The organism is Pedobacter sp. MC2016-24, assembly GCF_015223055.1.
Classification (GTDB): domain Bacteria; phylum Bacteroidota; class Bacteroidia; order Sphingobacteriales; family Sphingobacteriaceae; genus Pedobacter.
This window is the reverse complement of the sequence record NZ_JADFBX010000018.1, coordinates 46,068-59,079: the sequence shown is the minus strand read 5'-3', so window position 1 is coordinate 59,079 and position 13,012 is coordinate 46,068. Positions and strand designations below refer to the sequence as shown.

Genomic DNA, 13,012 nt, shown 5'->3' with positions numbered 1-13,012 from the left:
TTATGGTGTAACTTTGTATTATAATTTTAATGAATTTTCGGATACTTAATCCAGATATCTGAAGGTTGATATACTTGAAAAATGGAAATTAAACTCGATGCAATAGAAGATGCTATTGCAGATATAAAAGCCGGAAAAGTAATCATTGTAGTAGACGATGAAGACAGGGAAAATGAAGGTGATTTTTTAACAGCTGCTGCAAATGCGACTCCCGAAGTCATCAATTTTATGGCTACTTATGGCCGGGGGCTGATCTGCGCGCCCTTAACAGAGCAGCGTTGCGATGAACTTGGACTGGAATCTATGGTAGGCAAGAACACTGCTGCATATGAAACCAATTTTACGGTATCTGTAGATTTGCTGGGTTACGGTTGTACCACTGGAATTTCTGCTTCAGACAGATCTAAAACCATTCTAGCTTTAATCAATCCTAAAATTGATCCTGCTGAACTTGGCCGCCCAGGACACATCTTTCCTTTAAGAGCTAAAGATGGTGGCGTACTGAGACGCGCAGGGCATACCGAAGCAGCTGTCGACCTGGCCCAATTGGCCGGTATGGAACCTGCTGGTGTATTGGTCGAAATCCTCAAAGAAGATGGTGAAATGGCCAGGCTTCCTGATCTGATCAAAATTGCAGAACGTCACCAGTTGAAAATCATCTCCATCCGGGACCTGATTGCTTACAGATTGAGCAAGGAGACTTTGATTAAAGAAGAAGTAACGGTAAACTTACCAACGCAGTGGGGCGATTTTAAGATGACGGCCTATACACAGTTGGATAATAATGCAACTCACCTGGCCATTAGCAAAGGAGAGTGGACAGAAGATGAGCCGGTATTGGTTCGGGTACACAGCTCTTGCGTAACCGGGGATATTTTTGGATCCTGCCGTTGCGACTGTGGCCCGCAATTGCACAAAGCCATGGAAATGATTGATAAGGCTGGTAAAGGCGTTGTGGTGTATATGAACCAGGAAGGTCGCGGAATCGGGCTGGTTAATAAATTACGTTCCTACAATTTACAGGATGCCGGTTTTGACACGGTAGAAGCAAACATCAAATTAGGTTTTAAAGGAGATGAGCGTGATTATGGTGTAGGTGCGCAAATTATCAGGGCACAAGGCGTAACCAAAATGAAACTGATGTCAAATAACCCAACCAAGCGGGCAGGTTTAATTGGATATGGTCTGGAGATCGTAGAGAACATTCCAATTGAAATTGAAAGCAATGTGCATAACGAGCTTTATCTGCGTACCAAACGTGATAAAATGGGTCATCAAATTATGAAAGGTTAAGGGGCTATTTCTTTTTAGCTTTCTTTTTATCAGATACAGCTTCTTTATTAGCTGAAGTTTTTGAAGCAGGGGATTTCTTTTTTTCCTCTGCTTTTCTTTTTTCTTCCTCCAGCTTTTCAAGTTCAAGCTGTTTTTTTCTTTCTTCCCGGCGGTATTTACCCGAAATCTTTTGAACAAACTCTCTGAAAGTATCAAACTGCTGCGTGTATATGAGTCCGAAGGAAGTCACATTCGTACTTTGGGCTGTACCCAAAATAAATGAGCTCTGCTGGGTCGGTGGCTTATTGGCCAGTTTGCCCACCAATGTTCCATCTTTCTTAATGAGGCCCAATACCTCTACTTCTCCGCCTACATTGGATGAGGAAATCAGCGCAAGGTCATTGGTACTGTTCCTGTCCACAATACCTGCATTTAAAATCACCCGGTCTTTAAAAAAGCGGAACGAGGCATTGGCATCATTTAATGAACGCAGGTTCAGGTCCACAAAATCCAGATTCAGGGATGACAATACATTGTTCAGCTGGTTGAACAAAAGTTCCGTTGCTGTACTGGTTACACCAGATTGTAATTGTTTACCCAAATCTTCTTTTCCTGTTCCTGGCGCAAAACTCCGACGGATGATGAGACTCAGGGCTTGTAGATTCCTGTTGTTGTCGTCATTAAAGTAGGTTTGCAACTGCTCCTTAATGGCAGGGTTTGAAGGGAAGAAAATATCCAGTTTGATATCGGGTTTCAACAGCAGCCCTGTTAATCCCATTTCCACTTCTGTGAGTACTCTTTCCGTAAGCGAGTTTGTTACATTGGCTGCAGTAAACAAATCTGAGGTACTTGCGCGAACCGCATAAGTAGCTTTCAGGTTAATTTGTGCTGTAGTCGGGTTACCAGTCCACCGGATGGTACCACCTTGCCGGATACTGAACTTCTTGTTGATCACTTCCTGGGCTGTAAAATCAAAGCTTCCGGTTTCAATGATGTAATCACCAGACATTTCAAAATCGCCAAAAGTATTGATCTTCAGTGCTAAATTTTTAGAATTTCCCTTTCCACTCAAATTCCCCAGCGACGTAAAGATGTTTGCAGTGCTGTTTTGATCCACGCTTAATTTTAAGCTCATGGTTAGGCCATCAAAGCTGGTCTTTTTAAGCGCTTCATTGGCCGTGGTATCTTTACCTACAAAAGTGATGAAATCTTTACTGGAGACCGTCTCAGAGTTGTTAAGCGGCAAGTTAAAGACAGTGCCCTTCTCTGTTTTGGCATCAATGTCAATGTACAATTGATTGGTTGGGCCTTTAAACTTAAAGGTACCAGTGGCAAATGCCTGACCAAAATAGAGTCCGTTATCTTTTTCGGTGGTGTTTAACGCCATAAATTCTTTCGCATCAATAACGATATCGAGATCTGGATTGTTCAGGTCGTTCAAATTGACTGTTCCATTGGCAATTGCTTCATTTTTATTGATGTCAAGCAACCTCAGGTCATTGATTTGAATGGTACTGTTCGATACATCGACCTGATCTGATATGGTGTAAGTTGTTTTCAGGTAGTTAATCGTCATGGTGGCCTCGTCCAGCGTAATGTCGCCATCAATGCTAGGTTTCTCAAAAGGACCTTTAACCGTGAGGTTAGAAGAAATGCGGCCTTTGAGGTTTGAAACCAGGTCTGATACAAAAGGGCCCAGGATTGCCAGTTCACTTTTATCTAATTTGAGGGCAATGTCAACTTGTTTCTTCTCTAAGTCCAGTTCGCCGGTCGCCTTGAGTGTCTCTTTGCCATTGGTGATGACATTGGTAAATATGTTGACCATTTTATTGGTTTGGTCGTAACCTGACGTGTCCCTCAGGTCGCCAATATGGGTGTTGTTCAGCGTTAGCGAATCAATAGTGATGTCGTCATTAATTCTTGGCGACTTGAGGATATTCGACAATCGCGTTTTTCCATTTAAGTCCCCACTCAGTGTGATGCCCAGTGTCTTCACAAAAGGATTGAGCGTTTTTAAACTGAAATCTTTAAATCCTAAAATCAAGGCATCTTTTGGATCGTTAGAAAGTGTACCGTCCAGGGTCAGCAATTGTTTGCCATTATTGAGGTCAAAATTGCTGATCTGCGTTTTTCCATCCTGGAAATTGATCCTCACCTTTTCCTGGATTTTCCAGTCTTCTTTATTGATGGTCAGCATGGAAGGCAAGACGCTGATTCTGGCGGTAGTGTCTCCGCCAAATTCAATCAAACCGTTTAAATCCAGCTGATTTTCATCGTCTGAATCTGCCATTTTGATGTTCAGCGAAAGACTGTCATTTCTTAATATGTTGGAGATGTTGACATTTTTGATATACAAACTGTCATTCAGATCTACCCGGTCTGATGTGATGATGGCCTGGAGCTGATTGGCACTTGTATTTTCATCGACAATGATGTTGTTGATGACTACACCTTTGTATTTTAGTTTCTTGATGTACCCATTTAATGTAGCTGTATTATTTGGTGAGTCGAAATTCCCAATGAAAATGGCCTGATCCTCAATTTCCAGACCCGGAACCAGAAGCTCTGCAATCGGTTCAAACCTCTTGATGTTCAGGTTAAATTGAAAAACCTGGTTGCCATATTTGATGATTTCGGCCTTTAAGGAAGGAATGTATTTTTTGGCTAGTGCTTTATAATAAGAAGGAATGGTGTTCAGGTCGTACTGGCCTTTGATGCTGGCATCTAATATATCCGAGTTTACCACAAGCGTTCTATCTTTCCCCAGTCCATTGGCCTTCAGCAACACGGAATCGACATGGTAAATCCCTTTAACATTGTTGAGTACGATGTGCTGCAACAGCAAATTTCCCTGGATATTGTTCAGGTTATTTCCCGAAAAATTGGTGCTGAAAACAGCGTCAATTTTCAGGGAATCTTTATACAGTTTCAGGGCCCTTAACTTTGCATTTTTGATGGTAGCCTTAAAATTAAATTCAGGCAATTCCGGATTCAGGTTAACCCCGCCATCAAATGCGAGCTGCACATTCTTATCGTCAATTGTTAAGCGGCCATCAAAATATTTCTTTTCAAATGTTCCGTCAATTTTAACATTTCTATAGCGGTAATTGTTGAAATCCACATACTCCACATCACCGACCAGTTTTTCAGTCAGGTTTTTCACTTCAGTGCCGCGCCCTTTGATGTATAATGAGGCGGAGAGCCTGCCCAGGCTTCCTTCGTTGATCAGGTTTCCAATATCAAAATCATAGGTTTTTACGTTACCCGTATAGGATGGGATGCCCTTTTTGTCAATTTTCATATTGACATCAGAAACCACTCTGCCCAGCTTGGTTTTGAACTCACCAAAGGCAATGAAATCATTCGGGAAGCCGGTGAATGAGCCATTGAAATTGATGTTGCCAAATTTGCCCACAATGTCAGGTACAATTTTACCTTTCTTTCCAGAGATATTCCGAACCAGTTCATCCAGATCAGTCTTATTGGTTCCGGCCATTTCTACTTTAAAATCCATGAAAGTCTGGGAAAGCTCTGGCAGGCCTTTTAATGCAAAATCGCCCTTTACGTAGGTTGCTTTTCCGGCTTTTATAGACAATGATTTAGACCTCAGGTCCTTGACCAATCCGGTGATTTGTCCCGTAACGTCAACGTCGAGGTTCATCATGTCCAGATCCGAGGTGAAATAGGACACGTCATGCGAGGATACGTGGCTGTCTTTAAAAACGGCTTTCATCCTGATTTTATTAAAATAGTCGTCAAAGTCGCTAAAACTTTTAAAGCGCATCTGAAAATAATCAGACAATCGGCTTCTGTTGGTCACCAACAATAATTTTTTCAGTTCTATACTGTTCGTATCTATGGTGGTGAATGCACTCAGGTTTTTCAGATAGAAACCACTTTTTTCACGAAAAGTCAGGTTCTTGATATCTGTTTGAAGAATGTGGTCTTTGGTATTCAGTTGCTCAAATATTCCATTCAGGTTACTTAGGGCCACATCATCAAAATTGACACCTTTCATGACAGTGTCTCTTCTATAGTTTTTGTATTTGAAATTGATGTTGTTTAAGATTACCCGCGCAAAGGAGATCTGGTAGGGTTTTTTCTTTTTCTTTACGGTAGGTGGACCGGAGTCGAAATAATCTATAATGAAATCCAGGTTGCTTGTGGTGTCTTTATAAGATTTTAGAAAAAAGGAACCGTTGTTGATTTGTACGGTATTTACGGCAATGATTCTTTTGTCCAGGGACAATTGATTCATGTCAACCAAAAATTTAGGTGTACTTAACAGTGTATCTTTTTGCTGATCAAGTACGAGTAGGTTTTCAATGACTACGGACTTAAATGGTTTGATGTAAATTCCAGATAAAGAGATGGTTGTGTTGAGTTCCTTAGACAGGTAATCCGCTGCTTTCTTCGCTACAAAGGTCTGAACAGGTCTGAATTGAAGGGCAAATAAAACTACTGCAACAAGTAATATAACCGATGCAACAATCCAAACAAGTATTTTTAATAGTTTTTTAATATTTTTGTAGCTTAATTATAATAAAGTGTCTGTAATACTTGCTATAGAATCTTCTTGTGATGAAACTTCGGTTGCTATCTGTAACAACGGCAAAATTACTGCCAATGTTATAGCAAACCAAACAATTCATGAAAATTATGGTGGTGTAATTCCTGAATTGGCTTCCAGGGTACACCAACAAAATATCGTTCCGGTTATTCAGCAAGCATTAATTGATGCTAATATAGATAAAAAGGAATTAGATGCTGTTGCCTTTACGCAAGGACCGGGTTTATTGGGGGCGCTATTGGTTGGTGTTTCATTTGCCAAATCTTTTGCGCTGGCTTTAGATTTACCTTTGATTTCTGTAAATCACATGCATGCACATATTCTGGCACATTTCATAGACGACCCCAAACCTGAATTTCCTTTTTTATGTCTCACGGTTTCTGGTGGGCATACCCAGATTGTACTGGTTAAGAGCTATTTTGAGATGGAGATTGTCGGTGAAACTTTGGATGATGCAGCTGGTGAGGCTTTCGATAAGACGGCTAAGCTGTTGAATTTGCCTTATCCTGGTGGGCCACTCATTGATCGTCACGCGAAATTGGGAAATCCTTTAGCCTTTAAATTTGCTGATCCGCAGATTAAAGATTTAGATTATAGCTTTAGCGGATTTAAAACCTCAATTTTGTATTTCATCAGAAATCAGGAAAAAGAACAGTCAAATTTTATCGCAGATCATTTAAATGATATTTGTGCCTCCGTACAGCATAGTATTGTGAGAATTTTGCTTCAAAAGCTTAAGAAAGCGGCAGCACAGTATGGTATCCGCGAAATCGCCATTGCGGGAGGCGTGTCTGCCAACAGTGGTTTGCGTGAAGGATTACAAAAAGCAGCTGAAGAGCTGAACTGGAATGTCTATATTCCTGCATTTCAATATTGTACCGATAATGCGGCAATGATTGCCATTGCTGGTTATCACAAGTTTTTAAATGGTGATTTTGTAGGGCAGGATGTTGCTCCATTATCAAGAATGGAATTTTAAATATTAAATAAACAAATTATGAATGCAGCGAGCTATATATTTTTTGGATTGTTATTGATCCCATTGATTATTTTTTTAATCTGGCTCATTAAAAAAGACCCAAACAGAAGCTATATCGGTTTGTTCATGCTGATTGCCATGATTATCATCGCATTGATTACCATCATCAAGTACGATGGTAAGTTTATGAGTACCGGCGCAGGTGCAACGATGCAGATGCAAAGGTCAGAGACAAAATAGCTTTGCTTTCAGGCTTAGGCTGAGACAAGTATAAAAAAATGCCGTATCATATTTATGATGCGGCATTTTTTTTATACTGGATGATCTAAATTTAAACCTTCTCTTCTAATTTATCTCCGGTTACTTCCGCACGGATTTTAGCTTCTATTTCATCAGATAATTCAGGATTATCCATTAACAATTGCTTTACTGCATCTCTACCCTGACCCAGTTTGGTTTCTCCATAAGAGAACCATGATCCTGCTTTTTTGATGATGTTGAAATCAACGCCAAGATCGATGATCTCACCTGTTTTAGAAATACCTTCCCCAAACATGATGTCAAATTCAGCCAGGCGGAAAGGAGGGGCAACTTTGTTTTTTACAATTTTAACTTTCACACGGTTACCGGCAACTTCATCAGAATCTTTAATCTGAGAAGTTCTGCGGATATCCAAACGTACTGAAGCATAGAATTTCAAGGCGTTACCACCGGTAGTTGTTTCAGGGTTACCGAACATCACACCAATTTTTTCACGTAACTGGTTGATGAAAATACAGCAGCATCCTGTTTTGGCGATGGTACCAGTCAGTTTACGTAGTGCCTGTGACATCAAACGGGCATGTAAACCCATTTTAGAATCGCCCATTTCACCCTCAATTTCCGCTTTTGGAACCAGGGCTGCTACCGAGTCAATGACAATTACATCGATTGCACCGGAACGGATCAGGTTATCGGCAATTTCCAGTGCCTGCTCGCCATTATCTGGTTGTGAGATTAACAAATTGTCAACATCAACACCTAGTTTTTTTGCATAACCTTTATCAAACGCATGTTCTGCGTCAATAAATGCGGCAAGACCACCTTTTTTCTGAGCTTCCGCAATGATGTGGGTAGCCAGGGTTGTTTTACCTGAAGATTCTGGTCCGTATATTTCAATAACCCTTCCTTTAGGTACACCGCCTATACCTAAAGCAATATCTAAACTGATAGATCCTGTAGAGATCGACTCAATCGCTTCTACCGGATTGTCTCCCAATTTCATCACAGTACCTTTACCGTATGATTTTTCTAACTTATCTAGTGTAAGTTGTAATGCTTTTAATTTGTCTGCGTTTGCGCTCATATGATTAACTTTCAGTATTGAGACCAGAAGGGCATTAAATTAATCTGATCTTGTGTGCTAATTACATTAGCAAATGTAATTATTATTTTAATTAAATTGTCAATTGTTATTAAAGATATTTTTATAACAGCTTTTTATCGCTAATAATTTTAGTTATTTTCTCATTCTTTTGGAAGTATTTGCAAAAATATGTGATCTCGCAAATGCTGCATTTGGGCGATCTGGCTACGCAAACATATCTGCCATGCAGGATTAACCAGTGGTGGGCAATATGGATGGTGTGTTCCGGCAGGTTTTTAACCAGATCTTTTTCAACAGCCAAAGGCGTTTTTCCGGTGGTTAAACCAATGCGGTTGGCTACCCTAAAAACATGGGTGTCTACTGCCATAGCCGGGGCATTGTAAATTACCGAGGCAATCACGTTGGCTGTTTTTCTGCCTACTCCGGGCATTTTTTGCAATTGATCAATATCAGATGGAACCTCATTGTTGAAATCGTTCATGAGCATATTGGCCATACCAACCAGGTGCTTTGCTTTATTGTTGGGGTAACTCACACTTCTGATGTAATCAAAAACCAGGTCTGGTGTTACCTCAGCCAGAGATTTTGGTGTCGGAAACCGCTGAAACAAAGCAGGGGTGATCTGATTGATGCGCTTGTCCGTACATTGAGCTGAAAGTATGACTGCAATGAGTAGTTGAAAAGGGTTGTTGTAATGTAATTCTGTTTCCGCATTCGGCTGCTTAGCCGAAAAATGAGATACAAAAAGCTGGTATCTTTCTTTTTTGAGCATAGGCAAACTTAGATAAATTTGTTTTCATATTCAATATGGCTGTGTCCTAATCTATGCACATAAAAAAAGCTGCCAGGGTGTGGCAGCTTGGGTTTCATTTGAAATTACCCGCCTTTGAGTAATTTAAGATCTTTTGAAGCGATTCGTTCGAAGGATCTTTGATCAACACATCCAACTGGGCACTCATTTGGACGTGTAATGCATTAAGGCTTTCCAAATCTTCTGCAGGGGCTTTTTCCTGTTTTGATTGTAAGTAATTTTGATTGTTAACTGAAGTAAAGGTTTCCATCATAAGCAAATAAACAGATTAGTATAATTTACTAAACGCTATTGTTATGGATTTATTTTAACCCTTACAACAATTAATTATAATTTATTTTCAGCACCTGAAATCAGGATATTTCCTTGACCTTCATCATCTTCCGAAGGTTATTCAGGGCATAACGCATACGGCCCAGGGCAGTATTGATGCTTACTTCAGTAAGGTCGGCAATTTCTTTAAAGCTCAGGTCTGCATAATGGCGCATGATCAAAACTTCCTTCTGGTCATCAGGTAACAGATGGATCATGGCCCTCAGGTCAAAATGCGTTTGTTCCCTTAACATTTTATCTTCAGCGCTTTCCTCATGAAATTGAAGCATATTTAAAATGTCGGTACCATCTGCACTTGTAATAACCGGAGCCCGCTTTTCCCGCCTGAAATAGTCAATGACCAAATTGTGCGCAATACGCATCACCCATGGTAAAAACTTGCCTTCCTCATTATAACGGCCAGACCGTAAGGTATTGATTACCTTAATAAAAGCATCCTGAAAGATATCTTCTGCCAAATACTGGTCTTTGACCAACAAATAAATAGAAGTGTATATTTTGGACTTGTGCCTTTTTAAAAGTTCTTCCAAAGCGGTTTCATTACCGTTAATGTATAACTTTACTAATTCTTGGTCACTATCTTGTTGTAGATTCATAGGAGTATTCGTACTAAATTCCCTTGCTGCTTGCTAAAAAAATACTTAGTAGAGGTTTTTTCTATATAGATTCTCCTATTGTTTGTTTGTTAATGAATTGTGGTGTTTCAGTTAATTAGTTCAAAAGAAGCATTTTTTTTATTACAAAACAATATAAAAAGTGTTAAAAAAAATATAAAGTAAATTTAGAGCCTTATTTTTGTAGTCCCCCCAAAAAAACTTTATTGGCTTTTTTGGGTTATATTCGCATTATTCCAGCCATAAATCAATGAATCAGGAAATCAATAAAGATCCACATACAAACATAATCATAAAAGGTGCCAGAGTTCACAATCTCAAGAATATAGATGTTGCCATACCCAAAAATAAACTGGTGGTTATCACGGGGATGTCTGGTTCTGGCAAATCATCTCTGGCCTTTGATACCTTATATGCCGAAGGGCAAAGGAGGTATGTAGAGAGTTTATCATCTTACGCCCGTCAGTTTATGGGCCGGATGAACAAACCTGATGTAGATTATATCAAAGGTATCGCCCCGGCAATTGCCATTGAACAAAAGGTCATTACTTCAAACCCAAGATCTACAGTCGGCACTTCAACCGAAATCTATGATTACCTGAAGTTGCTGTTCTCCCGTATCGGAAAGACTTATTCTCCGGTATCCGGTGAAATTGTGAAGAAAGATACGGTTTCTACAGTGGTAGATTTTATCTCAACCCTGGCTGATGAAAGTGTGGTCACCGTTTTTTGTCCGCTTTTCCCACACAACAACCGTTCTATTAAAGAAGAGTTGGCGGTATTGCTTCAAAAAGGCTTTTTAAGGATTTCTTATCAAGGCAAAATTCAAAAGATTGAGGCCATCCTGGAAGACGAATCTTTTACTGATTTTGAACTCAAAGACGAATTGACTGTAAATATCCTGATCGACCGTATTGTGGTTAATCAGGAGGAAGAAACCTTAAGCAGGATCGCTGATTCTGTTCAAACGGCCTTTTTTGAAGGAAAAGGTGATTGTTACGTAGAGCATGATGGAACGATGAACCACTTCTGTGACCGTTTTGAACTGGACGGAATCCGTTTTGAAGAACCTACACCGAATTTCTTTAGCTTCAATAATCCCTATGGTGCCTGCAAAAAGTGCGAGGGATATGGCAATGTCATCGGTATCGATGAAGATCTGGTCATCCCGGATAAGAGCAAAAGTGTGTATGACAACGCCATTGCACCCTGGAGAGGGGAGAAAATGCGCGATTATCTAAACAGACTCATCAAAAGTGCAGATAAGTTTGATTTTCCGATCCACAGGCCCTATCATGAACTGACAGAAGCACAACAGCAACTGATCTGGACAGGGAATAAATACTTCCAGGGATTGAATGAATTCTTTGCAGAACTGGAAGCACAAACGTATAAAATCCAGTACCGGGTCATGTTATCCAGGTACCGTGGCAAAACCAATTGTCCGGATTGCAAAGGTTCCAGGTTGCGTAAGGATGCATCTTATGTTAAAATAGGCGGTAAATCGATCATCGATGTCGTGCTCATGCCTTTGTCAACAATCCTGGCTTTCTTTGATGGTTTGGAACTATCCGAAACAGATCAAAAAATCTCCAAACGTTTACTGGCCGAAGTGGTAAACCGGGTATTGTACCTGAACAATGTCGGCCTGGGCTACCTTACCTTAAACCGTTTATCCAATACGCTTTCCGGGGGTGAATCCCAGCGCATCAACCTGGCTACTTCATTGGGTAGCAGTTTGGTCGGTTCCATTTACGTATTGGATGAGCCCAGTATTGGTTTGCACCCCAGGGATACCAATAAGCTCATTGAAGTATTGATTTCCCTTCGGAATGTAGGCAATACCGTACTGGTAGTAGAGCATGAGGAAGAAATGATGAAGGCTGCGGATCACATCATCGATATCGGTCCGGAAGCCGGAACACATGGTGGAAACCTGGTATTCAGCGGTACCTATAAAGAAATTATTAAAGATAAAGGCAGTTTAACCGGACGTTACCTTTCCGGAGCAGAGAAGATTGCGATTCCTGAGCGCAGAAGGAGCTGGAGGGACCATGTCCTCATTAAAGGAGCACGCGAAAATAACCTGAAAAACATCGATGTGAAAATACCACTGGGCGTATTCACCGTAGTGAGCGGAGTTTCCGGATCAGGGAAAACCAGTTTAATCAAGAAGATCTTTTATCCGGCCTTGCAGAAAGCAATTGGCAATTACTCTGGTGAGCAAACTGGCGCCTATGACGGAATTTTTGGTAACTATGACCTGGTTAGTCAGGTAGAAATGGTGGATCAAAATCCGATCGGACGTTCTTCCCGGTCCAATCCGGTGACTTATGTGAAAGCATGGGATGATGTCAGGGCATTGTTTGCTGCATTACCCGCCTCAAAAGCAGCAGGCTTAAAACCGGCGGCATTTTCATTTAACGTAGAAGGCGGACGTTGCGATGTATGCCAGGGAGAAGGGGAAGTGAAGATCGAGATGCAGTTTATGGCCGATATTTATCTGCCATGCGAAACCTGTGGTGGCCGTCGCTTTAAGCAGCAGGTACTGGACGTAACTTATGAAGATAAAAACGTGGCTGATATTTTAGACATGACCATTGAGGAGGCGGTTCAATTTTTCAATAAAGAGCCTAAAATCCTGACCAAACTTCAACCTTTGGTTGACGTAGGTTTAGGCTATGTTCATTTGGGTCAATCTTCCAATACTTTATCGGGAGGAGAGGCACAGCGGATTAAACTGGCTTCGTTTTTGATTAAAGGTAACAACGCCAATAAAACGATGTTTATTTTTGATGAACCCACAACAGGACTTCATTTTCACGACATCAAAAAATTATTGATTGCCTTGAACACCTTAATAGAACAAGGAAATAGTGTGCTGGTTATTGAACACAATATGGACATGATCAAATCTGCAGATTGGGTAATTGACATCGGTCCGGAAGGTGGAGATCAGGGTGGACATGTAGTTTTTGAAGGTACGCCAGAAGATCTTTTGGGAGTAAAAGCTTCATATACAGCGAAATATTTGAAAGACCATATGTAACTGTTTTGAATTGTCAAA

At 40.6% G+C, this 13,012-nt stretch carries 9 protein-coding genes; 4 read left to right on the top strand and 5 right to left on the bottom strand.

The window, feature by feature from the left end; genetic code table 11:
* The first annotated feature begins 81 nt into the window (after positions 1-81).
* Positions 82-1,293 carry a bifunctional 3,4-dihydroxy-2-butanone-4-phosphate synthase/GTP cyclohydrolase II gene (locus tag IM797_RS25195; protein ID WP_194129995.1) on the top strand — a complete coding sequence of 404 codons (1,212 nt, stop codon included), beginning with the start codon at positions 82-84 and terminating at the stop codon, positions 1,291-1,293.
* 4 nt (positions 1,294-1,297) lie between these two features.
* Here IM797_RS25195 and IM797_RS25190 read toward each other — a convergent pair whose 3' ends face one another.
* Positions 1,298-5,530 carry a translocation/assembly module TamB domain-containing protein gene (locus tag IM797_RS25190; protein ID WP_228099115.1) on the bottom strand — a complete coding sequence of 1,411 codons (4,233 nt, stop codon included), beginning with the start codon at positions 5,528-5,530 and terminating at the stop codon, positions 1,298-1,300.
* 289 nt (positions 5,531-5,819) lie between these two features.
* On the opposite strand from IM797_RS25190, the gene tsaD reads away from it, so the two are divergent.
* Together tsaD and IM797_RS25180 are read left to right on the top strand one after the other, a co-directional pair.
* Positions 5,820-6,821, top strand: coding sequence for a tRNA (adenosine(37)-N6)-threonylcarbamoyltransferase complex transferase subunit TsaD (gene tsaD, locus IM797_RS25185; protein ID WP_194129994.1), 1,002 nt, complete (start codon positions 5,820-5,822; stop codon positions 6,819-6,821).
* Between the two features lie 18 nt (positions 6,822-6,839).
* Positions 6,840-7,061: a hypothetical protein gene (locus IM797_RS25180; RefSeq protein ID WP_194129993.1), complete on the top strand. Its 222-nt coding sequence runs from the start codon at positions 6,840-6,842 to the stop codon at positions 7,059-7,061.
* A gap of 91 nt (positions 7,062-7,152) precedes the next feature.
* Here the strand turns inward: IM797_RS25180 and recA are convergent, their stop codons facing one another.
* The 4 genes from recA to IM797_RS25160 all read right to left on the bottom strand — a co-directional run bounded on the left by recA (position 7,153) and on the right by IM797_RS25160 (position 9,927).
* Positions 7,153-8,166, bottom strand: coding sequence for a recombinase RecA (gene recA, locus IM797_RS25175; RefSeq protein WP_194129992.1), 1,014 nt, complete (start codon positions 8,164-8,166; stop codon positions 7,153-7,155).
* 121 nt (positions 8,167-8,287) lie between these two features.
* Positions 8,288-8,959, bottom strand: coding sequence for an endonuclease III (gene nth, locus IM797_RS25170; protein ID WP_194129991.1), 672 nt, complete (start codon positions 8,957-8,959; stop codon positions 8,288-8,290).
* Positions 8,960-9,053: 94 nt separating this feature from the next.
* Positions 9,054-9,251 carry a hypothetical protein gene (locus tag IM797_RS25165; protein ID WP_194129990.1) on the bottom strand — a complete coding sequence of 66 codons (198 nt, stop codon included), beginning with the start codon at positions 9,249-9,251 and terminating at the stop codon, positions 9,054-9,056.
* A 100-nt stretch (positions 9,252-9,351) separates the two neighbouring features.
* The gene (locus tag IM797_RS25160; protein WP_194129989.1) at positions 9,352-9,927 is read right to left on the bottom strand and encodes an RNA polymerase sigma factor; all 576 of its coding nucleotides are present in this window, start codon (positions 9,925-9,927) and stop codon (positions 9,352-9,354) included.
* Positions 9,928-10,195: 268 nt separating this feature from the next.
* Between IM797_RS25160 and uvrA the strand changes: the two genes are divergently transcribed.
* Positions 10,196-12,994, top strand: coding sequence for an excinuclease ABC subunit UvrA (gene uvrA / locus IM797_RS25155; protein WP_194129988.1), 2,799 nt, complete (start codon positions 10,196-10,198; stop codon positions 12,992-12,994).
* Positions 12,995-13,012 lie beyond the last annotated feature (18 nt).